The 22,216-nt window shown below is 70.6% G+C and carries 21 protein-coding genes; 10 read left to right on the top strand and 11 right to left on the bottom strand.

The window, feature by feature from the left end; genetic code table 11:
* Positions 1-7: 7 nt before the first annotated feature.
* Entirely contained in the window at positions 8-736 is a 729-nt protein-coding gene (gene dapB, locus H7F53_RS08185; RefSeq protein ID WP_185679001.1) for a 4-hydroxy-tetrahydrodipicolinate reductase, read from the bottom strand.
* 128 nt (positions 737-864) lie between these two features.
* Here dapB and H7F53_RS08190 point away from each other — a divergent pair, with 128 nt between their 5' ends.
* Positions 865-1,569: an NAD-dependent deacylase gene (locus H7F53_RS08190; RefSeq protein ID WP_185679002.1), complete on the top strand. Its 705-nt coding sequence runs from the start codon at positions 865-867 to the stop codon at positions 1,567-1,569.
* Positions 1,570-1,690: 121 nt separating this feature from the next.
* Here H7F53_RS08190 and H7F53_RS08195 read toward each other — a convergent pair whose 3' ends face one another.
* Together H7F53_RS08195 and H7F53_RS08200 are read right to left on the bottom strand one after the other, a co-directional pair.
* Positions 1,691-3,322 carry a GMC family oxidoreductase gene (locus H7F53_RS08195; RefSeq protein WP_185679003.1) on the bottom strand — a complete coding sequence of 544 codons (1,632 nt, stop codon included), beginning with the start codon at positions 3,320-3,322 and terminating at the stop codon, positions 1,691-1,693.
* Positions 3,319-4,089 (bottom strand): HesA/MoeB/ThiF family protein, encoded by a 771-nt coding sequence (locus tag H7F53_RS08200; RefSeq protein ID WP_185679004.1) that lies wholly within the window; start codon positions 4,087-4,089, stop codon positions 3,319-3,321. Before H7F53_RS08200 ends, H7F53_RS08195 begins: the two co-directional genes overlap by 4 nt.
* A 268-nt stretch (positions 4,090-4,357) precedes the next feature.
* On the opposite strand from H7F53_RS08200, the gene H7F53_RS08205 reads away from it, so the two are divergent.
* On the top strand, positions 4,358-4,708 hold the full coding sequence (locus H7F53_RS08205; RefSeq protein WP_185679005.1) for a hypothetical protein: 351 nt from the start codon (positions 4,358-4,360) through the stop codon (positions 4,706-4,708).
* Positions 4,701-6,224: a methyl-accepting chemotaxis protein gene (locus tag H7F53_RS08210; RefSeq protein WP_185679006.1), complete on the top strand. Its 1,524-nt coding sequence runs from the start codon at positions 4,701-4,703 to the stop codon at positions 6,222-6,224. The genes H7F53_RS08205 and H7F53_RS08210 overlap by 8 nt, the downstream gene beginning before the upstream one ends.
* A gap of 47 nt (positions 6,225-6,271) precedes the next feature.
* On the opposite strand, the gene dnaA is transcribed toward H7F53_RS08210, so the two are convergent.
* From dnaA to mutM, 3 genes are all read right to left on the bottom strand, one after another.
* A complete protein-coding gene (gene dnaA, locus H7F53_RS08215; RefSeq protein ID WP_185679007.1) occupies positions 6,272-7,717 on the bottom strand; it encodes a chromosomal replication initiator protein DnaA in 1,446 nt (481 codons plus the stop codon).
* Between the two features lie 607 nt (positions 7,718-8,324).
* On the bottom strand, positions 8,325-8,585 hold the full coding sequence (rpsT, locus tag H7F53_RS08220; RefSeq protein ID WP_185679008.1) for a 30S ribosomal protein S20: 261 nt from the start codon (positions 8,583-8,585) through the stop codon (positions 8,325-8,327).
* 146 nt (positions 8,586-8,731) lie between these two features.
* On the bottom strand, positions 8,732-9,547 hold the full coding sequence (gene mutM / locus H7F53_RS08225) for a bifunctional DNA-formamidopyrimidine glycosylase/DNA-(apurinic or apyrimidinic site) lyase (protein ID WP_185679009.1): 816 nt from the start codon (positions 9,545-9,547) through the stop codon (positions 8,732-8,734).
* 54 nt (positions 9,548-9,601) lie between these two features.
* Here mutM and H7F53_RS08230 point away from each other — a divergent pair, with 54 nt between their 5' ends.
* Genes H7F53_RS08230 through dut form a run of 6 tightly spaced genes read left to right on the top strand, consistent with a single transcriptional unit; the run spans position 9,602 to position 16,186 of the window.
* On the top strand, positions 9,602-10,363 hold the full coding sequence (locus tag H7F53_RS08230; protein ID WP_185679010.1) for a class I SAM-dependent methyltransferase: 762 nt from the start codon (positions 9,602-9,604) through the stop codon (positions 10,361-10,363).
* A 4-nt stretch (positions 10,364-10,367) separates the two neighbouring features.
* Entirely contained in the window at positions 10,368-11,936 is a 1,569-nt protein-coding gene (ubiB, locus tag H7F53_RS08235; RefSeq protein WP_185679011.1) for a 2-polyprenylphenol 6-hydroxylase, read from the top strand.
* Positions 11,903-13,060, top strand: coding sequence for a hypothetical protein (locus H7F53_RS17810; RefSeq protein WP_185679012.1), 1,158 nt, complete (start codon positions 11,903-11,905; stop codon positions 13,058-13,060). Before ubiB ends, H7F53_RS17810 begins: the two co-directional genes overlap by 34 nt.
* A complete protein-coding gene (locus H7F53_RS08245; RefSeq protein WP_185679013.1) occupies positions 13,053-14,189 on the top strand; it encodes a hypothetical protein in 1,137 nt (378 codons plus the stop codon). Before H7F53_RS17810 ends, H7F53_RS08245 begins: the two co-directional genes overlap by 8 nt.
* 7 nt (positions 14,190-14,196) lie before the next feature.
* Entirely contained in the window at positions 14,197-15,729 is a 1,533-nt protein-coding gene (locus H7F53_RS08250; protein WP_185679014.1) for a bifunctional phosphopantothenoylcysteine decarboxylase/phosphopantothenate synthase, read from the top strand.
* Entirely contained in the window at positions 15,716-16,186 is a 471-nt protein-coding gene (gene dut, locus H7F53_RS08255; RefSeq protein WP_185679015.1) for a dUTP diphosphatase, read from the top strand. The genes H7F53_RS08250 and dut overlap by 14 nt, the downstream gene beginning before the upstream one ends.
* Positions 16,187-16,283: 97 nt before the next feature.
* On the opposite strand, the gene H7F53_RS08260 is transcribed toward dut, so the two are convergent.
* The 5 genes from H7F53_RS08260 to secB all read right to left on the bottom strand — a co-directional run bounded on the left by H7F53_RS08260 (position 16,284) and on the right by secB (position 21,257).
* Complete coding sequence (locus H7F53_RS08260) at positions 16,284-16,988, bottom strand: DUF4136 domain-containing protein (protein ID WP_185679016.1); 705 nt, start codon at positions 16,986-16,988, stop codon at positions 16,284-16,286.
* Between the two features lie 148 nt (positions 16,989-17,136).
* The gene (locus H7F53_RS08265) at positions 17,137-17,925 is read right to left on the bottom strand and encodes a hypothetical protein (RefSeq protein WP_185679017.1); all 789 of its coding nucleotides are present in this window, start codon (positions 17,923-17,925) and stop codon (positions 17,137-17,139) included.
* 46 nt (positions 17,926-17,971) lie between these two features.
* Entirely contained in the window at positions 17,972-18,991 is a 1,020-nt protein-coding gene (gene trpS, locus H7F53_RS08270) for a tryptophan--tRNA ligase (RefSeq protein WP_185679018.1), read from the bottom strand.
* Between the two features lie 8 nt (positions 18,992-18,999).
* Positions 19,000-20,574: a murein biosynthesis integral membrane protein MurJ gene (gene murJ / locus H7F53_RS08275; protein WP_185679019.1), complete on the bottom strand. Its 1,575-nt coding sequence runs from the start codon at positions 20,572-20,574 to the stop codon at positions 19,000-19,002.
* A gap of 164 nt (positions 20,575-20,738) precedes the next feature.
* Complete coding sequence (gene secB, locus H7F53_RS08280; protein ID WP_185679020.1) at positions 20,739-21,257, bottom strand: protein-export chaperone SecB; 519 nt, start codon at positions 21,255-21,257, stop codon at positions 20,739-20,741.
* 277 nt (positions 21,258-21,534) lie between these two features.
* Here secB and H7F53_RS08285 point away from each other — a divergent pair, with 277 nt between their 5' ends.
* Positions 21,535-22,212 carry a Tim44/TimA family putative adaptor protein gene (locus H7F53_RS08285; protein WP_185679021.1) on the top strand — a complete coding sequence of 226 codons (678 nt, stop codon included), beginning with the start codon at positions 21,535-21,537 and terminating at the stop codon, positions 22,210-22,212.
* The last annotated feature ends 4 nt before the right edge of the window (positions 22,213-22,216 follow it).

Below are 22,216 nucleotides of genomic sequence, written 5' to 3' on the forward strand. Positions count from 1 at the left end.
CCGCTGTTCACAACCCCAGCACTTCGGGCATGCGGTAGCGCCCCGCCGCCCGGCCGATCAGCCACTGTGCCGCGCGCACCGCGCCGCGGGCGAAGATCGCGCGGTTTTCGGCCAGGTGCGAGAGCGCGATGCGTTCATTGTCGGCCAGGAAGTGCACCGTGTGGTCCCCCGCCACGCTGCCACCGCGCAGCGAGGCGAAGCCGATCGTCCCGTGCCCGCGCGCGCCGGTGATGCCATCCCGGCCGCGCTCGCTGTGGCGGGCCAGGTCGATCATCCGCCCCTCGGCCGCGGCCTCGCCCAGCAGCAGGGCCGTGCCCGAGGGGGCGTCGACCTTCATCCGGTGATGGGTCTCGACGATCTCGATGTCCCAGTCCTCGCCCAGCCGGCTCGCCGCCTCGCGCACCAGATGGGCCAGCATGTTGACCCCCAGCGAGGTATTGCCGGTCTGCAGCACCGCGATCTGCTCGGCGGCCTCGTCGCAGAGGAAATGGTGGCGCTCCTCGAGTCCGGTGGTGCCGACCAGGATCGGCACACCCGCGCCCACCGCCGCATCAAGGTTGGCCTCCAGCGCGTGCGGACTGGAAAAGTCGATCAGCACGTCGCTGCTCCGGGCGAGGGCGAGCGCATCGCCGCCCTTGTCGATCCCGCCGGCCAGATCCTCGTCGGCTGCGGCAATCGCCTCGACCAGCGCCTTGCCCATGCGCCCCGCGCTGCCGATGATCCCGATCCGTGCCACTGCCAAACTCCTGCCTGAGGCGTCATGCCGAACTTGTTTCAGCATCCATCGTGCCCCACACTCGGCTTCGTCCTTGGGGCACATTGGACCCTGACACAAGTTCAGGGTGACGACAGCGGGAGCAAGTCTTGCCCACCATCCGCAACATCGTGATCCTCACCGGCGCCGGGATCAGCGCCGAAAGCGGGATCGACACCTTCCGCAGCGAGGGCGGGCTGTGGGAGCGGCACCGGGTGGAGGACGTCGCCACCCCCGAGGCCTTCGCGCGCGATCCCGACCTGGTACTGCGCTTCTACGACATGCGCCGCGCCGCGATCCAGACCAAGCAGCCCAATGCCGCGCACCGGGCGCTGGCGCGGCTCGATGCGGCCTGGCCGGGCGATCTGCTCATCGTCACCCAGAACGTCGATGACCTGCACGAGCGCGGCGGGGCACGGCGGGTGCTGCACATGCACGGCGAGCATCTCAACGCCTGGTGCACCGCCTGCGACGCGCGCTCGCCCTGGACCGCGCCGCTGCTCCATCGCCCGCCGTGCCCGGCCTGCGGCACCTCCGCGCTCCGGCCGGACATCGTCTGGTTCGGCGAGATGCCCTACCGCATGGACGAGATCCATGCCGCGCTGCGCCAAGCCGACCTGTTCGTCTCGATCGGCACCTCGGGCGCGGTCTATCCTGCGGCGGGCTTCGTGCGCGGCGCGCGCGATCTCGGCATCCCCACGCTCGAACTCAACCTCGAGCACAGCAAGGGCTCGGCCTGGTTCGACGAGACCCGGCTCGGCCCGGCAACCGAGGTCGTGCCGGCCTGGGTGGATCAGATGCTCGCCAGCGTCTAGCGCTTGTCCCGAAAAGGTTGGATCCCCTCATCTCCGTTCGCCTCGAGCGCAGTCGAGAGGCAGCGCCCGGCGTGTCTCACCTTCGCTCGACACGAACGGACCCTGGTCCGGTTCAGCTTGCTCAGCACAAACTCTCGCGCGCATCGGCGAGCACCATCTCGGCGCCCTTTTCGGCGATCATCATCACCGGCGCAGCGGTGTTGCCCGAGGTGATCGTCGGCATCACCGAGGCGTCCACCACGCGCAGGCCGGCGATGTCCTTCACCCGCAACCGCTCGTCGACCACGCGGCCCATGGCGGCCGTGCCGACCGGGTGGAAGATCGTGGTGCCGATCTGCCCGGCCGCGGCACGCAGCTCGTCCTCGCTGGCGAAGGCGGGGCCGGGGCGGATCTCCTCCGGCCGGTAGGGTGCCAGCGCCGGCTGGACGGCGATCGCGCGGGTGATGCGGATGGCCTCGGCGGCGCGGCGCAGGTCGCTCTCGGCGGAGAGGTAGTTGGGCTGGATCGCGGGCGGCGCAGCCGGGTCGGCACTGGTGATCCGGGTGGTCCCGCGGCTGTCCGGGCGCAGCTGGCAGACGCTGGCGGTAAAGGCGGGGAAGGGATCGAGCGCGCCGCCGAAGGCCTCGAGCGAGAGCGGCTGGACATGGTATTGCAGGTCGGGCGTAGCCAGCGCCGGATCGCTCCGCACGAACAGTCCGAGCTGGCTCGGCGCCATCGCCATCGGCCCGGTCCGCCGTAGCAGGTATTCCAGCCCGATCAGACCCTTGCCCAGCAGTGAGGCGGCCCTCTGGTTGAGCGTGGCGACGTTCTCGACGCGGTAGGCGCAGCGCAGCTGCAGGTGGTCCTGCAGGTTCGCGCCCACCGCGGGCAGATCGACCACCGGGGCGATGCCCAGCTCTGCGAGGTGCGCCGCCGCCCCGATCCCGCTGCGCTCGAGGATCGCCGGCGAGCCGATCGCCCCGGCCGCCAGCAACACCTCGCCGCGGGCGCGGACAGTCCATTGTCCGCCGCCACGGCGCAGCACCAGCCCGGTGGCGCGGCCCTGCTCGACCAGCACCCGGTCGACCGTGACGCCGGTCTCGATCCGCAGGTTCGGCCGCTCGCGCACCGGCTTCAGGAAGGCATCGGCCGCGCTCCAGCGCCAGCCCCGGCGCTGGGTGACCTCGAACAGGCCCGAGCCGGCATTGGTGCCGCGGTTGAAATCCGCCGTGGGGGCCACGCCGAACTCAGCCGCGGCGCGCTGGAAGGCGTCGAGGATGTCCCAGCGCAGGCGCTGCTGTTCGACCCGGATCTCGCCGCCTGCGCCGTGAAAGGGGCTGGGACCGGCGTGATGATCTTCGGCGCGGATGAAGTAGGGCAGCACCTCGTCCCAGCTCCAGCCGCGCGCACCCGACTGCGCCCAGCCATCGTAGTCCGCGGCCTGGCCGCGCATGTAGATCATGCCGTTGATCGACGAGCTGCCGCCCAGCACCCGACCGCGCGGGTAGCGCAGGCGCCGGCCCTGCAGCCCGGGTTCGGGCTCGGTCTGCCAGCACCAGTCGGTGCGGGGGTTGCCGATGCAATAGAGATAGCCGACCGGAACCTTGATCCACACGTAGTTGTCGCGCGCGCCGGCCTCGAGCAGTAGCACCCGGTTGCGCGGATCGGCCGACAGGCGGTTGGCCAGCACGCAGCCGGCCGAGCCCGCCCCGGCGATGACATAGTCGAACTCGCCGAGGCTTGGCGGCGGCGTGGACGGACGCGGCGTGGTCATCGGGGGGTGCAGGCCGGACAGTCCGGATCCTTGGGCACCCGGATCGTCCGCAGGCTGGGCACCAGCCCCTCGAAAAGCTGGAGCCGGCCCCACTGCGGTTCGCCCAGTGCGGCGTGGCCTTCGAGCAGGACCCTGATCGCCTGCATCGCCCCCAGCGCGCCGACAATCCCGGCCATCGCTCCCAACACGCCGTCGGCGGCGCAGGTGTCGCAATCCTCGGCGTCGAAGGCGTCGCCCACCCAGCAGCGGTAGCACGGCTGGTCGGGCAGGTGGCCGGCGAAGTTGCCGACCTGCCCCTGAAAGCGGCCCAGCGCCGCGCTGGTCAGCGGCACCCCTGCGGCCACGCAGGCATCGGACACGGCGAGGCGGGTGGCGAAGTTGTCGCAGCCGTCGAGCACTGCGTCAGCTCCGGCGATCAGCGCGGCGGCATTGCCCTGCCCGAGCCGCTCGGAGCGGGCCTCGACGATCAGGGCATGGTCGAACTGCGCCACCCAGTCGGCCGCGGCCACAGCCTTGCCGCGACCGATGTCGGCTTCGCGGAACAGGGTCTGGCGCTGCAGGTTGCTCGCCTCGACCACGTCGTCATCGATCAGGGTGAGGCGGCCGATCCCCGCCGCGGCCAGGTATTGCAGTGCGGGCGAGCCGATCCCGCCGCAGCCGATCAGCACCACATGGGCGGCGGCCAGCGCCACCTGGCCGCTCCCGCCGACCTCGGGCAGGACGATGTGGCGGGCGAACCGGTCGAGGCGGGCGGGCGAAAGCGGCATGGCCCGGCTCTAGGCGAGCCGCGCGCAGGAGGGAAGGGTGGCGACGCCGTCCGCAGCGACCGGACCTGCCCCAAGGGACAGGGTCATCGGCCGCTACGGCATGCCGAGCAGTCTGCCAGATCCTTCAAGCACTTGGCCTGGACATGGGGCGGTGCCGGCTCGCGCAAACACGTAAGCGGGTGCTTACGGCATCGGCATATCGCCGTGGCAATATGGCGTAATGCGAGATGATGCCCCTGCCTTGCCCACCCTTGCGGCTGCGCCTGGCGTGCCCCGCCGGCGCCAGCGCGCTGTGGCGGCGCACGCGGTGCTGGTGCTGGCGACCCTGCTGGTCTGTCTGCTCATGCCGCGCCGCGATGGCGGGCTGCTGCTGGTGCCGCTCGGCCAGGCCCCGACCGGAACGCTGGCGCGGCTCGATGATCTGGGCGGTCTGGCGCTGCTCGGACCGGGGCCCTGGCAGGGCACCTTCCTGGCGCGCACCGCGGGCGAACCGGGCCTGACCCGTCTGCTGGCGGCCGGGATCCTCCCGCTCGCCGTTCCCCAAGCCCTATGCACTGCGCCCGCGCCGGCCCGTCGCGCGCCCGCCCGACCCCTTTCTCCCCGAGGTTTCCATGGATGAACTGATTACCCTGCGTCGCAACGGGGTACGCGTTGCCGCTTATGTCTGTTGGCTGGTCACGGCCATTGTCTTTGGCGGCAGCCTGTTTGCCGAGAGCGGCTATCTCCCGCCGCTGCTTGCTGCGGCGCTGGCGATCTATCCCTCGCTGGCCGCTGCGCGCGGCGAGGCCGATGGCGCCACCCGCATGGCGCTGGGCGCGACGCTCCCGCTCTACAGCGGTCTGCTGCTCTACCAGTGGGAAGGCGCGAGCTGGCAGGTCGACCTGCACATGACCTTTTACGCGATGATCGCGGTCCTCGCGATCCTGGCCGACTGGCGGCCGATCATCGTCGCCGCGGGCACCACGGCGGTCCACCACCTGCTGCTCAACTTCGTCGCGCCGGAGCTGGTGTTCGGCACCAGCGACCTGGGCCGGGTGGTGCTGCATGCGGTGATCGTCGTCGCCGAAACCGCCGCGCTGGTCGTCCTGGCTGTCCGGCTTGAGCGGATGGTGCAGGATCAGGCTGCCGCGGCCGAGGCCAAGGCGGCGATCGAGCGCGAGGCCGAGCGCCACCGCATCGAGCGCGACCACGAGCAGGACCAGGTGGTCGAAGCGATCGCCGCGGGGCTCAAGGCGCTGGCCGCCGGCGATCTGCGCGCGCAGATCCGCCACCGCTTCCCGCCGGCCTTCGAGGCGCTGCGGGTTGACTTCAACGCCGCGATGCAGGGGCTCAACGCGCTGGTTGGCAGCGCGGTCGAGGCGTCCACCCAGATCCAGAACGGCGCCACCGAGATCCGCTCGGCCGCCGACGATCTGGCCACCCGGACCGAGGCGCAGGCGGCGTCGGTCGACCGCACCACCCAGACCATCGCCGCACTGGTGGCCTCGGTGCGCGACACCGCGGCGCGCGCCGACGCTGCCCGGCAGAGCCTGGGCGAATCGCAGCAGCGCGCGACCGAAGGACACGAGGTGGTGGTGCGTGCGGTCTCGACCATGGGGCTGATCGAACAGTCCGCCGGCGAGATCGGCCAGATCGTCAGCCTGATCGACGGGATCGCCTTCCAGACCAACCTGCTGGCGCTCAACGCCGGGGTCGAGGCGGCGCGGGCCGGCGAGAGCGGGAAGGGTTTCGCCGTGGTGGCCAACGAGGTGCGCGCGCTGGCCCAGCGCAGCGCCGATGCCGCGCAGGACATCAAGCGCCTGATCGAGGCCTCGAACGCCCATGTCTCGGAAGGGGTCCAGCTGGTCACCCGCACCGGCGGAGTGCTCGAGACCATGCTCGAGGAGGTGTCGCGCATCACCACGGTGGTCGGCGAGATCACCGAGCGGGTGAAGCAGAACGCCGGCGAGCTCGACGGGGTCAACGACGCGTTCCGCGGGATTGACCGGACGACCCAGCAGAACGCCGCGATGGTCGAGGAGAGCAACGCCGCGCTGCGCTCGCTCGCCAACGAGGCCAACGCCCTGATGGCCGCGATCGCGCACTTCAAGCGCGATCAGAGCGCCGCTCCGCTGCGGCTGGCGGCTGCCGCCTGACGCGACGGGCCGCGGGGCCCCGGCGCTGTGGCCGGGGGTCCCGCGGCTCAGTCCTCGAGCTGGCGCAGCAGGGTGCGCACGTCGCCGTCCATGTCGGCGTCGCGCGTACGCAGATCCTCGATCAGCCGGACCGCGTGGATCACCGTCGAGTGATCGCGCCCGCCGAACTTGCGCCCGATCTCCGGATAACTGCGCGGAGTGAGCACCTTGGCGAGATACATTGCCACCTGCCGCGGGCGCACCACCGCGCGGGCGCGGCGCTTGCTGGCCATCTCGGTGCGGTCGACCCGGTAGAACTGGCAGACAGTGCGCTGGATCTCGTCGATCGTGATGCGCCGGCGGTTGGCCGAGAGGATGTCGGTCAGCTGCTCTTCGGCCAGCTGCAGGCTGACGCTCTGCCCGGTCAGCTGGGCATAGGCGATCAGCTTGTTCAGCCCACCCACCAGCTCGCGCACGTTGCGGTTGATCGTGCGGGCGAGGAACTCGATCACGTCGTCCGGCACGGCGGTGGGCGCGAAGCGGGCCAGCCGGTGCTCCAGGATCTTGCGGCGCAGCTCGATGTCGGCGGGCTGGATATCGGCCACCAAGCCCATCGACAGCCGCGACAGCAACCGCTGCTCGACCCCGTCGAGCGCCTGGGGCGCGCGATCAGCCGCGAAGACCAGCCGCTTGCCCTCGTTGAGCAGCGCGTCGATCGTGTAGAGCAGCTCCTCCTGGGCGCTGGCCTTGCCGATGATGAACTGGATGTCGTCGACCATCAGCAGGTCGAAGCCGCGCAGCCGCGACTTGAACTCGATCATCTGGTTCTGGCGCAGCGCCTGGACAAATTCGACCATGAAGCGCTCAGCCGAGCAGTAGAAGATCCGCCCGCGCGGATGGGCCTGCAGGAAGGCATGGCCGATCGCGTGGAGCAGGTGAGTCTTGCCCTGGCCGGTGGCGGCCTTGAGATAGAGCGGCGAGAACTGCGGCTTTTCCGCGGCCGCCATGCGCTGTGCGGCGTTGCAGGCCAGGACATTGGCCGAACCCGTGACAAAGCTCGCGAAGGTCAGCGACGGGTCGAGCCCGACCGCGGGCTGGCCCAGCACGCTGAACTCGCCCGAGGACAGCTCGTTGCCCCCGAGGTTAAGCGGGGCGGGCTGCGGAATCGGTCCGCTCGGCGCCCCGTCGTTGGCCGGGCGGCGGCTGGCTCCGGCAAGCCGCAGATCGGCCGATTGGCGGCGCGAGGGATGCACCGAGATGCGCACGTGACGCACTTCGGAGCGCGCAATCTTCCATGCCAGGCTGAGCCGGTCAGCAAAGCGGTCGGCCACCCAGTTGGCCGAGAATTCGGTGGGAAGGAAAAGATCGAGCGTGCCGGTTTCCTTGCAGAAGCTGCCCAGCTGGATCGGCTTGATCCACTGGCTGTGCAGCTGCTGGCCCAGATCCTTGCGCAGCCCCTGGCTGATGTCGGACCAGTCTGCGGCAAGGTCGAGGGCTTCCTGATCTTCCATCATGCGTACTTCGTTTGCCTTGCCCTTATGCGACATGCCGAGCCTCCCGGACATGTGCGCGCCAGCAAAGGACCGATGTTGTAGATTGTTTCGTCGACCTGACCTTCACCTGCACACCCCCCTTTCCCCCGGCGCCCAGCCGGAACCCGTCCATCCCACGCTGACCGCGATCGCCCCCGATCCCGGCCCGTTCCGGACACAGACAACCCCCCTGCCGGAAAGCGCTGGCTTCCCGAACAGAATTGCCGAATCTGACCCGTGATACGCCAAAGACACCCCCGGCGCGGGATCGATTTATGGGCCGGTTTGAGGCGAGAGCAAGCGCTTCCCTGCAAAAAAAATGAAATAAATGGCATTGACTCGGGCGGACCGCCGGAATTCCGAGCGATCGAGACAAGCTACTGAAAAGTATCAATTTTCTGTTCCGGTAGGAACCGAATCGCGCTAAACCTTTGGTTTACGGGGCAAAGCCTTCGGCCGCCGCGGCGCCTGCGCCGTTAACCACGAAAAAGGCCGGGGGTACTACCCCCGGCCTTGTTCTGTTTTCGTGCTGCTGGCGCAGGTTTCCCGACCGGGGCCGCGGCGAATCACCGCGGCGACCGGCGGCCAGTCAGAGGCCCGAGACGGCCTTGGTCAGGCGCGAGAGCTTGCGCGAGGCGGTGTTCTTGTGGAGCACGCCGCGGGCGACGCCGCGGGCCAGTTCGGGCTGGGCCGCCTTGAGGGCCTCGGCCGCTGCCGACTTGTCGCCACCGGCGATCGCCGATTCGACCTTCTTCACGAAGGTGCGGATGCGGCTCAGACGGGCACCGTTGATTTCGGCGCGCCGTTCGTTGCGGCGGATGCGCTTGCGGGCTTGCGGCGTATTGGCCATGTCTGTCCTTCGTTCGGCCCTGGCGGCCTTGTCCTGAATTGCGTGCAAAAGCGCGGGAGTCGACCGAAGCCGCCCCGCGGGAAGCGCGGCCCTTACCCTCGCCCCGGCGAATCGTCAACGGCTGTTTGCGGCGGCGCTGGTGGCCGCTAGCGCTGGCAGCGCGCGCAGAACCAAGTGCTGCGACCGCCCTGCGCGATGCGCCGCAACGGCGCGCTGCAGGACCGGCAGGGCTGGCCCTCGCGGTCGTAGACGTCGAAGGCCTTGGCGAAGTAGCCGAGCTGCCCGTCGGGCTGGGCATAGTCGCGCAGCGTGCTGCCACCCGCGGCGATTGCCTCGGTCAGCACCGCCCGGATCGCCGGGACCAGCCGCTCCAGCGCCGCACGCGAGACGCGGCCGGCCGCTTTCTCGGGATGGATGCGCGCGCGGTAGAGCGCCTCGCAGACATAGATGTTGCCCAGCCCGGCAACCACGCGCTGATCCAGCAGCATCAGCTTGATCGCGGCGATCCGCCCGGCCAGCGCCTTGGCCAGGTGCGCCGCGGTCAGCCCGTCCGACAGCGGTTCCGGACCCATCGCCGCGAAGGGCGGCCAGAGCGCGAGCCCGCCGGTGTCCACCAGGTCGACCGAGCCGAAGCGCCGCGGATCGCACAGCGACAGACGGTGCCCGGCGCTGGTCTCGAGCACCAGGTGGTCGTGCTTGCCGATTGTCTCGGGCTCGATCCGCCAGCGCCCCGACATGCCGAGGTGGAACACCATGGTCTGGGCCCGGTCGGTATGGACCAGCCCGTATTTGGCGCGGCGGTCGAGCCCGGTCACCCGCGCGCCGGTCAGCACCTGGACCAGGCCCGGCGGGAAGGGCCGGCGCAGGTCGGCGCGGTGCGTGGTGACGCGGCTCAGCGTCGCTCCCTCGAGGAAGCGGGCGAGGCCGCGCACGGTCGTCTCGACTTCGGGCAATTCGGGCATGTCCCAGCGCTATCAGCCTTTCCGCTCCGCGCAAACTCTCCTAAGGGCACGGGGATGAGCGAACAGGCACAGCCCCCCGCGGCAGACACCGATCCGGTCTCCTTCGGTTATGAGGAGGTCACGCCCGAGGAGAAGACCCGCCGGGTCGGCGCGGTGTTCTCCAACGTGGCCCGCAAGTACGACATCATGAACGACGCGATGAGCGTCGGCATGCACCGGCTGTGGAAGGATCGGTTCGTGCGCCGGGTCAAGCCGCGCCCGGGCGAGCAGATCCTCGACATGGCGGGCGGCACCGGCGACATCGCCTTCCGCATGGCGGCGCTGGGCGCCAGCGTGACCGTTTCGGACATCAACCAGGACATGCTCGACGTCGGGATCGAGCGGGCGCTGCAGCGCGGGATCGATGGGCTGGTCTGGTCCTGCCAGAACGCCGAGTCGCTGAGCTTCGGCGACCGTTTTTTCGACGGCTACACGATCGCCTTCGGGATCCGCAATGTCACCCGGATCGATCGGGCCCTGGCCGAGGCCTATCGGGTGCTCAAGCACGGTGGACGGTTCTATTGCCTCGAGTTCTCGACCACCGAATGGCCGGGCTTCAAGGAGCTGTACGACGTCTATTCGCACCGGCTGGTGCCGCGGCTCGGCCAGGCGATCGCCGGGGACGCTGACAGCTACCGCTATCTGATCGAATCGATCCGGCGCTTCCCGACCATGCCCGCCTTCGAGGCGATGATCCGCGAGGCGGGCTTCGTGCGCACCCGGGTCGAGCCGATCCTGGGCGGGGCCGTGGCGATCCACTCGGGGTGGAAGGTCTGACAACTTGACCTCTGCCACCACCCATGTCCTGCGCCTGCTGCGCTGGGGCCGCACGCTCGCCCGTCACGGAGCGCTGCGGATCATCGAGGAGGGCGCCAACACGCCCGCCCCGGTGCGGCGGCTGTGCCGGCTGGCGCGGTTCGGCACGCTGCAGCCGCGCGAGCCTGACTATTCCGGGGCCTTCCAGGCGATCGGTCCCGCGGCGATCAAGCTTGGCCAGACGCTCGCCACCCGGCCGGACCTGGTCGGCGAGGAGGCCGTGGCCAACCTGCTGACGCTGCAGGACAGCCTGCCGCCCGTGCCTTTCGCGGCGATCCAGGCCGAGATCGAGGCAAGCTTCCAGCAGCCGCTGGCGGCGCTGTTCGCCAGCATCGATCCCGATCCGGTGGGTGCCGCCTCGATCGCCCAGGTCCACAAGGCCGTCACCACTGAAGGCCGCACCGTGGCGGTCAAGGTGCTGCGGCCCGGCATCCGCGAGAAGTTCAGCCGCGACATCGCGACCTACGAATGGGCCGCGGCCCATCTCGAGGCGCTGGGCGGCGAGGCGAAGCGGCTGCGCCCGCGGCTGGTCATCGCCAACCTCAAGCGCTGGACCGCGCGCGAGCTGGACCTGCGCCGCGAGGCGGCGAGCGCCTCGGAGCTGGCCGAGGCGATGAGCAGCTTCGCCGGCTACCACGTCCCCGCGATCGACTGGGACCGGACCAATGGCCGGGTGATGACGATCGAGTGGGTCGACGGCATCAAGATGAGCGATATCGCCGCGCTCAAGGCGGCGGGGCACGATCTGCCGGGCATGGCCAGGCGGCTGGTCATCGCCTTCCTCACCCAGGCGATCAGCGCCGGGTTCTTCCATGCCGACATGCACCAGGGCAACCTGTTCGTCCGCCCGGACGGGACCATCGTGGCGATCGACTTCGGCATCATGGGGCGGATCGACCGGCAGGCGCGGGTCTGGCTGGCTGAGATCCTCTATGGCCTGACCACCGGCAACTATCGCCGGGTCGCCGAGATCCACTTCGAGGCGCAGTACGTCCCGAGCTTCCACTCGGTCGACGAGTTCGCCACCGCGCTGCGCGCCGTGGGCGAGCCGATGCGCGGCAAGCCGGTCAGCGAGCTGTCGGTCGGCCAGATGCTCGACGGGCTCTTCGCGATCACCCGCGATTTCGACATGCAGACCCAGCCGCACCTGCTGCTGCTGCAGAAGACCATGGTGATGGTCGAGGGGCTGGCAACCGCGCTCGATCCCGAGATCAACATGTGGGACGTGTCTGCCCCGTTCGTGCGCGGCTGGATCCGCGACGAGCTTGGGCCCGAGGCGGCCGTGGCGGACAAGCTGCGCGAGGGGGTGCGGACCCTGCTCGGGCTGCCCGATCTGGTCCGCCGGGTCGAGCAGGCCTACCCGGCCAAGGGCGGCGCGCCCGAGCCGCCACCCCTTCCGGATATTCCCTTGGTCTGGGAGCGGCGTCAACCTGCTGGTAACCATGCGCGCGCTAGCTGGTCCGGATACCTCCTTGCCGGAGGTTTCGGGGGACTGGTGACGTGGCTGATCATCGCGCAGGGCTGGGTGGGCTAGCGGCGCCGCGTTACGACCGGTTCGCGCGCTGGCCGCAAGGCCCGGCCCGGGCCGCCCTGTTCGTCCTCGCCTGCCTGCTGGTGCTGGCCGCCGTGGCGCCGGGCTGCGGCCCGCCGCCGCCGCCGCCGCCACAGACCATGGTGGCCGGACCGCCGGGAACGGCCGCAGTGCGCCAGGCCGACGATCAGGATCTCCGGCTCTACCGCAAGATCATCGCCCGGGTGCAACAGGGCGATCCCTACTACCGCGCGGCCGTCGAAGAGCAGCGCCGCAACGACTATCCGGTCACCCCCGGCTTCACCGTGCGCCTGCCGACCCTGGCACTGATGGGCGCGGCGCTCGGCGCCCGGGGGCTCACCGTGCTGCGGCTCGGCCTGTTCGCACTGTTGCTATGTGCCGCCTTCCGCCGGCTGGGCGAGGAGCCGGGCGGCACCGCGCGGCGGCCGATGGCGCTGGCGCTGCTGGTGGCCGGCGTCGCCAGCGGGCTGGGCGCGCGCTATGATGTTCTGCACGAGGTCTGGGCGGCGCAGCTCATGGCGCTGTCATTCGTGCTGCACCGCCCGGCGCGCGGGCACTGGTGCGGGGCCTGGCTGGCGGCCGCGCTGGCCCTGGCCGTGCGCGAGCTGGTCCTGCCCTATGTCGGGGTGATGGCGCTGTGGGCGCTGTGGCACCGCCGCCGTCGCGAGGCGCTGGCCTGGGCCGCGCTGGCGCTGGGTTTCCTGGCCCTGCTGGCGCTCCATCTGACGCTGGCCGCCGCTGAGGTGCGTCCCGGCGATCCGGCCTCGCCCTCGTGGCTGGCGCTCAAGGGGCTCGCCGGCCTGCTCTACAAGGTGAACAATTCCACGTTCCTCGCCCCGTTCCCGCTGTGGCTGTCGGGGCCCTTCGTCGTGCTCTGCCTGTTCGGCTGGGCCGGCTGGCGCACCGCGCCGGGGCTTTGCGGCTTCCTCCTGACGCTCGGCTACGCCCTCGGCTTCATGATCGTTGGCCGCGACAACAATTTCTACTGGGGGCTGCTGATCACCCCGCTCCTGTTCATGGGGGCCGCCTTCCTGCCTTTTGCGCTGCCCTCGCTGTGGCGCGCGGCTGCGCTGGGCACGGCCCGCTCGCGGATCGTCCATGCCTGAGGCCGCCGCCCCCGGCCGCTATGCCGCTTGGCCGCGCGGCGCGGCCCGCGCGCTGCTGGCCGGGCTGCTGGTCCTGCTGGTTGCCGCCGCACTCGTCCCGATCCGCGCCGGCGAGGGCGATGCGGTTCCGCCCAGCCTGACCAGCGCCGGTCCGGCGCGCGAGCGCGATGCCGATCTGCTGCTCTACGATCATGTCATCGCCCGGCTGCGCCACGGCGAGGGCTACTACGCCGTGGTGGCGCAGGAGCACCGCCGGCACCACTACCCGCTGCGCCCGGGCTTCGCCGTGCGGCTCCCCACCCTGGCCAAGGCCGAGGCGCTGCTGCCGCCGGGGGCGCTGATCCCGCTCTCGGTCCTGCTGCTCGGGGCCGTCCTGCTCGCCTGGTGGCGCCGGCTGGCGACCGAGCCGGAGGCGCTTCCGCTGCGCACCCTGGCGCTCGCCGCCCTGTTCTTCGGCGCCTCGATCGGCACGATCCGATACTTTTTCGTCCTGCACGAACTGTGGGCCGGGCAGTTGCTCGCCCTGTCCTTCGCGCTGCACCGGCCGGGACAGCGGCGCGGCGAGCCCGGGCGGTGGCTGGGCGCGTGGTGCGCGGCCGCGGCGGCGCTGGCGATCCGCGAGCACGCGCTGCCCTTCGTCCTGCTGATGGGCGCCTATGCCGCCTGGCATCGCCGCTGGCGCGAGGCGGCCGCCTGGGCCCTGCTCGCCGCGCTGTTCTGCGCCGCGCTGGCCTGGCATCTCCACACTGTCGCGGCGCTGCTGCGTCCGGACGATCCGGCCTCGGCCTCGTGGATCACGGTGCGCGGCCTGACCGGCTGGCTGTCGATGATCATCCTGTCGGGCAACCTGCGCTGGCTGCCGCACGAGCTGGCCGGACCGCTGGTGGTGCTCGCCCTGTTCGGCTGGTCGGCCTGGCGCAGCGCCGCCGGAGTGTTCGGCAGTCTGCTGCTGGCCGGCTATGCCGTGCTGTTCATGATCGCCGGGCGCGGCGACAACTTCTACTGGGGCATGATGGTCGGCGCGGTCCTGCCGATGGGTCTGGCCTTCGTGCCGCAGGGCCTGGCCGGGCTGTGGCGGGCGGCGGGCGGCACAAAGACGATTGTGTCCGGGGACGTGGCGGTGCAGTGAGACGGCGATGGCCGGACCTCGCATTCTCCTGATCGTCGGCGGCGGCATCGCGGCCTACAAGGCCTGCGAGCTGGTGCGCCTGATCCGCCGTGGTGGCGGATCGGTCACCTGCGTGCTGACCGAGGGCGGGGCCCGGTTCGTCACCCCGATGGCCCTGGCCGCCCTGTCCGAGAACCCGGTCCATACCACGCTGTGGGATCTCAAGAACGAAGTCGAGATGGGCCACATCCAGCTCTCGCGCCAGGCCGATCTGGTGGTGGTCTGTCCGGCCACGGCGAACATGCTGGCCAAGATGGCGCACGGCATTGCCGACGATCTCGCCACGACGCTGCTGCTCGCCACCGACAAGCCGGTGATGGCAGTCCCGGCGATGAACGTGCGGATGTGGCAGCACGAGGCGACCCAGCGCAACGTGGCCGTGCTGCGCGACGCCGGGGTCTTCGTGATGGACCCGGACAATGGTGCCATGGCCTGCGGCGAGTTCGGCCCCGGCCGGCTGCCCGAACCCGAGGCGATCTGGGCCCAGGTGGCGGACTGGTTCAGCGGTCCCGAGGCTCTGCCGATGCAGGATGGCGCGGGCTGGCTGCCCCCCGCGCCGAGCGTCCCGGAGGTGTCCGACCTCTCCGGCTTCGCGCCGCTCGAGACCGCTGAGGACAGCGGACTGGGCGGGCTCTCCGCCGGGCTGATCCGGCGCGATCCGTCCGGCGCCGCGCCCTTGCCGGCCGATCCGGTTCCCGCGGCGGCGGGTGCGATGGGCCTGCTGGTCCGCAAGGGCGGGGCGCGCGGCGCGCCCTCGACCGATCCCGGTGCGCTCGGCTCGCAGGACCTGCTTGCCGACCAGCCGGACTTCGCCGCCGAGGCCTTTGTTCCGCCCGAGGATGGTCCGCTGGCCGGTCGCCACGTGCTGGTCACCGCCGGACCGACGCACGAGCCGATCGACCCGGTGCGCTATATCGCCAACCGCTCGTCCGGGCGGCAGGGCTTCGCCATCGCCGCGGCGGCCGCGCGGCTGGGCGCGCGGGTGACGCTGGTGGCCGGTCCGGTCACCCTGCCGACTCCGCCGGGCGTGGCGCGGATCGATGTCGAATCCGCGCGCGACATGAACGCCGCGGTCCGCGCCGCATTGCCCGCCGACGTGGCGGTGATGGTGGCCGCCGTGGCCGACTGGCGCGCCAAGGATGTGGCCGGAACCAAGCTCAAGAAGCGCGGCTCGGCCCCACCGGTGCTCGTCCTGACCGAGAACCCGGACATCCTCGCCGGACTTGGTGCCGATCCGCACCTGCGGCCGCCGCTGCTGATCGGCTTCGCCGCTGAGACCGACGATGTGCTGCGCTATGCTGCGGACAAGCGCCGGCGCAAGGGTGCCGACTGGATCATCGCCAACGACGTTTCGGCCGACGAGGCTGGCGGCAGCGTGATGGGCGGGGCGGACAATACCGTGCACATCGTCACCGCCGACGGGGTGGAGCACCTGCCGACCATGCCCAAGGACCAGGTGGCCACGGCCATCGTAGAAAGGATCGCCGATGCACTCCGTTGAGACCGTGCCCGTCCGGGTGAAGCGCCTGCCGCATGGGGAGGGGCTGGCCCTGCCGGCCTATGCCACGGCGGGAGCCGCCGGGATGGACGTGGTCTCGGCCGAGGACGTGACGATCGCCCCGGGCGCGCGGCATGCCGTGGCCACCGGGCTCGCCATGGCGATTCCCCACGGCTACGAGATCCAGGTGCGGCCCCGCTCGGGCCTCGCGCTCAAGCACGGCATTACCGTGCCGAACACGCCGGGGACGATCGATTCGGACTACCGCGGCGAGCTCAAGGTGATCCTGATCAACCACGGGCACGAGCCCTTCAAGATCGTGCGCGGCGATCGCGTGGCCCAGCTGGTGGTGGCGCCGGTGGTGCAGGGCGAATGGATCGAGGCGGACGATCTGGGCGAAACCGCGCGCGGCGCCGACGGCTTCGGCTCAACCGGCGGGGTCTCTTCGCTGGGCAGCTGACTGCGCGGCGCCGGAGAGGGTGTCACCGGCGTGACAGCGGCCCGGGCCTGTGCTGGGGCGGGCCGATCCCGGGCCGGAGCCCGGGATCGCGCGAAGATCAGCCCTTCTTCTTTTCCGGAGCGACCGTGATGCGCACCGTCTCGCCCGAGCGGCCCGGGAAGTTGGTGAACATCGCCTCGACCAGGCTCGGCACCAGATAGGGCAGGCGATTCGAGGTCGACACCGCTTCGGCCCGGCCCTCGAACAGGCGGGCATTGTCCGCGCGGCGCTCGATCTTCATCTCGATGCCGCTGGTGAACACGGTGTAGCTGTCGATCCCGCCGCCCAGCCACGGATCGTTCCAGCCGAAGCCCCAGCCACCCCAGGGTCCGAAGCGCGGATGGCCCCAGCCACCCCAGCCGCCCCAGCCGCCCCAGCCACCCCAGCCGCCCCAGCCACCCCAGAAGGGATCGCGGAATCCGACGCCGGTGGTGCGGATGCGTTCGCGGCCGCGGTCCACGCCGTAATCGAAGCGGACCAGCAGGTTCGCGGTTTCAGCACTGGCCGGGGTGTAGCCGAGCCTGCTCATCTGGGCTTCGACCAGGCGGGCGTACTGGGCAAATTCGAGACCGCCGGCAAGCGCGGGGTCATCGGCGACCACGGCGAAGGTCTGCCCGGCGGGGGCGGGCAACTGCGACTGGAAGCGCTTCACGTTGGCGGTCAGGCTGGGGGTGCAGGCTGCAAGGCTGGCCAGAACCAGCGGGATCGCGGCCAGCCTGAGGCTGCGGCGAAGTGCGGAGAACTCGATATTCTTGCGAGACATCCCTTGATACTCCGAATGGACGCGCACTGCCGGGCAGCCCCACCCTGTTCCATGCAGCGCGTGCAACTCTGTGCCCTATCCTGCGGGCGCTGAACAGCGCTTGAATGGGCAGGTTCGAAGCGAGGCCCGGCGGCGCCGGACCGTTGGCTCAATCGGGGCGCGCGGCTTCGCTCTCAGGCGGCTTGGAGAAGTCGAAGCGGATCCGCACCCAGGTGCCGACCAGGGCCTTGCCGCTCGAGCGCGGCGGCCGCACGAGGAACTGCCACGCGGCCTGGCGGATGCCTCGGGCCAGTCCCGAGCCGGGCGGATACTCGCCCATCTCCTGGCAGTCCTCGACGTGGAAGCGGTCGATCGTGCGGCAGGCGATCATCGCCCAGCTGCCCGGCATGTTCGCGCCGCGCGGGATGTAGGGGGCCATCTCGGCGCGGGTAGGCTCGCGCACCCATTCGGCGGCGTAGAGGCGCGCGCCGCCCGGACCATCGCCACCACCGGCCGCCTCGGCGCCGCCCTCGGCCGGGCCCGCCGGTCCGGCGGCCGGACCGCGGCGGGCCATGCGGCTGATGTCGGCAGCGGCCATCTGGTCGCGGGTGAGCGGAATCAGGTTGAGCGCGGGGAGCGGCGATTCGGTCGGCTGGGGCTGGGGCGGGGTCGGCACCGGGGTGGTGGCCGTGGCCGCCTGGACCTTCTGCGGTGCCGCCTGACGCCGCTGACGCGGCTGGTCCGTGTCGCGGCTGGTGACGTCGACGGCGACCAGCCGGGTGCCATTGCCGGGTTTGCTTCCGTCCAGCGCGCCCATCCGCACCAGCACCAGCCCGAACAACAGGCAGATCGCCAACGAGAGCACGGCCGACACCGCCCGTTCGCCGCGACTCGGTCCGTAGGACGCAGCGCGCATGGGGAGCCGCAGGGGCAGGGTGGGCGGCATGGTGGGCGGCATGGCGCGGGTCACCTGCCGCGGGGCGGCTGTACCGTTGCTGACCGGCTCAGCCGCGCACGAGGCCGAGCGCGGCATAGGCGCGCTCGAGCGTCGGCACGGCGAGCGCCCGGGCCCGCGAGGCGCCCCGGGCGAGGATCGCGTCGAGCGCGGCGCGGTCCTCGCGCAGCGCGATGAAGCGGGCGTTGATCGGCGCCAGCCGGTCAACCAGCAATTCGCCCAGCGCGGGCTTGAACTTGCCGAAACCTTCGCCGCCGAACTGGCCGAGCACCGCATCGACCGAGGTCCCCGCCATGGCCGCATAGATGCCCACCAGATTGGCCGCCTCGGGCCGGCCTTCCAACCCGGCCTTGGCGGCGGGGAGCGGTTCGGGATCGGTCTTGGCCTTGCGGATCTTGGCCATGATCGTGTCGGCATCGTCGGTCAGGTTGATCCGGCTCATGTCCGATGGATCGGACTTGCTCATCTTGGCGGACCCGTCGCGCAGGCTCATGATCCGCGCCGCCTCGGGCGGGATGATCGGATCAGGCTGGGTGAAGACCGGTGCCGCCTCGGTTGCGAAATCGTTGTTGAACTTCTGCGCGATGTCGCGCGCCAGCTCGAGATGCTGCTTCTGGTCCTCGCCCACGGGGACGTGGGTGGCCTGGTAGAGCAGCACGTCGGCGGCCTGCAGCACCGGATAGGTGAACAGGGCGACGCTGGCGCCCTCGCGGTTCTTGCCGGCCTTGTCCTTCCACTGCGTCATGCGGTTGAGCCAGCCCATCCGCGCGGTGCCGTTGAGCAGCCACTGCAGCTCGGCGTGCTGCGGCACCTGCGCCTGGTTGAACAGGATCGAGCGTTCGGGATCGATCCCGCAGGCGACCAGCGCGGCGACCATCTCGCGCGTGTTGGCGGCCAGGTCGGCCGGCACGTGCGGCATCGAGATCGCGTGGAGATCGGCCAGGAAATAGAGGCATTCATGGCCCTGCGCGGTGAACTCGTCCTGCATCCGCACCCAGTTGCGGATCGCCCCCAGATAATTGCCGAGGTGGAGATTGCCGGTGGGCTGGATGCCGGAAACGATGCGCATGGATACTCTCAGGACGAGGGGCGGCGCCGCCGCAGGAGAAGCGAGAGGTCGTCGCGCGAGAAGGCTCCCGAGACGACCGTGGCGAGCCCATAGACCAGCATCCCGGCCGAGACCAGCACGGTCAGCGCGGCAAAGCGGACCGGCCAGGTGCCGTGGACATAGGGCATGAGCAGGCCCTGGGTGGCCCACAGCACCGCGCCCATCGCCAGCGCCGCCAGCAGCAGGCGGGGCGCGCGGCGGCGCAGGCGGGCATCGGCGGCGAAGTGCCCGCGCCGCGCCAGCATGCGGTAGAGCAGCCCGACATTGACGGTCGAGGCGATGGCCGTGGCCAGCGGCGGGCCCATGTGCTGCAGCGGCAGGATCAGCACGAGGTTGCCCACCAGGTTCACCAGCATCGAAAGCGTGGCGTAGCGCACCGGGGTTTTCGTGTCCTGGCGGGCATAGAACCCCGGGGTCAGCACCTTGACCAGCACGTAGCTGGGCAGGCCGACCGAGAAGGCGGCCAGCGCCTGGGCGGTGTAGTGGGTGTCCTGCGGGGTGAACTTGCCATAGCCGAACAGCGCTGCCGCGATCGGCTCGCCGCAGACCACCAGCGCCACCGTCGCGGGCAGGGTCAGGAACAGCGCCAGTTCCATGCCGCGGTTCTGCGTCTCGAGCGCGGCGGCTTCCTCGCCGCCGCCGAGCTGGCGCGAGATCGTTGGCAGCAGCACGGTGCCCAGGCCGATCCCGATCAGCCCGAGCGGTAGCTGGTTCAGCCGGTCGGCCATGTAGATATAGGTGACCGAGCCGTGGGCCAGCAGCGAGGCGGCCAGCGCGGTCGAGATCAGCAGGTTGATCTGCACCGCGCCGGCCCCGGCCGCCGCCGGCCAGATCAGCGCGAGCAGGCGCCTCACCTCGGGGGTCAGGCGCGGTCGCCGCAGCCGGATGCGCACCCCGTTGCGGCGGCAGGCCCAGGCCAGCCACAGCAGCTGGAGCAGGCCGGACACCGAGACCGCGATCGCCTGGATCCGCGCGGTCTGCAGCGGATCGGCCGTGTGGAACAGCAGCAGTGCCGCGATCAGCGTCAGGTTGAGCAGGATCGGCGCGGCGGCATTGACCCAGAACTTGTGCAGCGAATTGAGGATGCCGCCGAACAGCGAGACCACGCTGATCAACATCAGGTAGGGGATCGTGTAGCGCGACAGCTCGACCGCGAATGCGAACTGCGCCTCGCTCACCCCGTTGAAGCGGCCCGACAGGACCAGGGTGACCGGCCAGGCGAAGACCTCGAGCAGCACGGTCATCGCCAGCAGCACCGGCAGCAGCACGGCCAGCGCCTGTTCGGCGAAGGTCAGGCCCTCGGGCAGCCCCCGGCCTGCGGGATCGGCCACCTTCTGGTTGAACAGCGGGACGAAGGCCGAGGCGAAGGCGCCTTCGGCGAACAGCGCGCGGAACATGTTGGGCAGCCGGAAGGCGACGAGAAAGGCGTCCGAGGCGAAGCCCGCGCCGACATAGCGCGCGAACAGGCTGTCGCGCAGCAGGCCGAGCACGCGGCTGAGCAGGGTCAGTCCGCCGATCGTGCCGGTGGCCTTGAGCAGGTTCATGGGTTGAGCCGTGTCATGGTCCGGCCCCGATCAGCCCTTGTCCCGACCCCGCTCGTGCTGAGCCTGTCGCAGCACGCGCCCAACGGCAGGGGCTGGGCGCGTGGCCTTCGACAAGCTCAGGCTGAGCGGGTGAGGGTGCAAGACCCTGGTCAATCAGTCGGGGATCAGGCGTTGCCGGCCGGTTCGGCCTCGGCGGTCTGCTGCGCCTGGGCCAGCTGCTGCAGGTAGAGCCCGTTGAAGTCGATCGGCTCGAGCATGACCGGCGGATAGCCGGCATCGCGCACGGCGTCCGCGACGATGCGGCGGGCGAAGGGGAACAGGATGCGCGGCGCTTCGGCATAGGTGAAGGCGTGCATCTGCTCGGGCGGCAGCCCGCGCATGCCGATCAGGCCGGCATAGCTCAGCTCGACGATATAGGCGGTGCCGCCCTGGCTCTTGGCGCTCATGTTGATCTTGAGCTCGACCTCGTGGACCTCGGCATCGAGCGGGGTCGACTGGATGTTGAACTGAACGTCGAGCTGCGGGGCGTCCTGCCACTGGTACGACTGCGGCGCATTGGGGTTCTCGACCGAGAGATCCTTGACGTACTGCGAGATGATTCCCGCGGCCGGACCGGTGTCCTCGCCGTTGGGAACGGGGCCGTCGAGGTTGAGATCGGAGATGATGTTGCCTTCGTCGGCCATGGGATCAGCTTTCTCTGGGTAGGAACGGAATGCCGGGGCGCCTAGCATCCCGCGTGGCGGGCGGCAATCTCCCGCGCAGCGCCGGCCTGCCCTCGCAAAGGTGGCGCCACCTGTCTTATCGGGTCATGGCCGCGTGGCCATCTGGCCGCGGCGTGACGGGAAAATTACCGTCTCGGCTTCCTCATGCGTTGTTCATTTGTCAAGTGTACCTATCTCGGGCACTATCAGTCCTTGCCGCGCCGCGCCCGGTGACGCGGCCGAACGAAAGTTGTGTGACGTGACGGTTGAAGTCGTGATCCTCGCCATGATCGCAGCCTTCCTGGGCCTGCGCCTCTATGCCGTCCTGGGCCGTCGCGCCGAGCACGAGGAAGAGACGATCCAGGGCCGCTTCGATCCCGAGGCCGGAGCCCCGGCCGCGCCGCGCGCCGCCCCGGCCCGCCTGCCCGAACGGTCGGTTCCGCCCACCGCCCAGCAGCGCCCGCGCGAACTGCCCGGCGTGCTGCCGGTGGCCGAGCGCGGCCTGCGCGAGATCGCGGCGGCCGATCGCCGGTTTGACGCGCTGACCTTCCTGCAGGGCGCCCGCGGCGCCTATCGCATGACGCTCGAAGCGTTCTGGCGCGGCGACCGCGAGCAGCTCTCGCAGCTGTGCGACCGCGATGTCTACGAAGGCTTCACCGCTGCCATCGCCGCGCGTGAGGCCGCCGGCGAAACGCTGGACAACCGCCTGGTGCGGATCGAGGACGCGACGATCGTCGACGCCAGCCTCGACGGCACGATGGCCCGCGTCACGGTCCGCTTTACCGCCGACATCGCCGCCGTCACCCGCGATGCCGCCGGGACCATGGTTGCCGGTTCGCTCGATGACGCGATCGAGGCGCGCGACCTGTGGACGTTCAGCCGCGACGTGACCGCCGCCGGCCCCGACTGGCTGCTCGACGAGACCGACGAGGCCTGAAACC

This window comes from Novosphingobium piscinae, assembly GCF_014230355.1.
Classification (GTDB): Bacteria; Pseudomonadota; Alphaproteobacteria; order Sphingomonadales; family Sphingomonadaceae; genus Novosphingobium; species Novosphingobium piscinae.

Coding starts and splice junctions, on each gene's coding strand:
- H7F53_RS08195 (WP_185679003.1), bottom strand. CDS start 3,322: ATGACCACGCCGCGTCCGTCCACGCCGCCGCCAAGCCTCGGCGAGTTC.
- H7F53_RS08200 (WP_185679004.1), bottom strand. CDS start 4,089: ATGCCGCTTTCGCCCGCCCGCCTCGACCGGTTCGCCCGCCACATCGTC.
- H7F53_RS08210 (WP_185679006.1), top strand. CDS start 4,701: ATGGATGAACTGATTACCCTGCGTCGCAACGGGGTACGCGTTGCCGCT.
- dnaA (WP_185679007.1), bottom strand. CDS start 7,717: ATGATGGAAGATCAGGAAGCCCTCGACCTTGCCGCAGACTGGTCCGAC.
- rpsT (WP_185679008.1), bottom strand. CDS start 8,585: ATGGCCAATACGCCGCAAGCCCGCAAGCGCATCCGCCGCAACGAACGG.
- mutM (WP_185679009.1), bottom strand. CDS start 9,547: ATGCCCGAATTGCCCGAAGTCGAGACGACCGTGCGCGGCCTCGCCCGC.
- H7F53_RS08230 (WP_185679010.1), top strand. CDS start 9,602: ATGAGCGAACAGGCACAGCCCCCCGCGGCAGACACCGATCCGGTCTCC.
- H7F53_RS08245 (WP_185679013.1), top strand. CDS start 13,053: ATGCCTGAGGCCGCCGCCCCCGGCCGCTATGCCGCTTGGCCGCGCGGC.
- H7F53_RS08250 (WP_185679014.1), top strand. CDS start 14,197: ATGGCCGGACCTCGCATTCTCCTGATCGTCGGCGGCGGCATCGCGGCC.
- dut (WP_185679015.1), top strand. CDS start 15,716: ATGCACTCCGTTGAGACCGTGCCCGTCCGGGTGAAGCGCCTGCCGCAT.
- H7F53_RS08260 (WP_185679016.1), bottom strand. CDS start 16,988: ATGTCTCGCAAGAATATCGAGTTCTCCGCACTTCGCCGCAGCCTCAGG.
- H7F53_RS08265 (WP_185679017.1), bottom strand. CDS start 17,925: ATGCCGCCCACCATGCCGCCCACCCTGCCCCTGCGGCTCCCCATGCGC.
- trpS (WP_185679018.1), bottom strand. CDS start 18,991: ATGCGCATCGTTTCCGGCATCCAGCCCACCGGCAATCTCCACCTCGGC.
- murJ (WP_185679019.1), bottom strand. CDS start 20,574: ATGAACCTGCTCAAGGCCACCGGCACGATCGGCGGACTGACCCTGCTC.
- secB (WP_185679020.1), bottom strand. CDS start 21,257: ATGGCCGACGAAGGCAACATCATCTCCGATCTCAACCTCGACGGCCCC.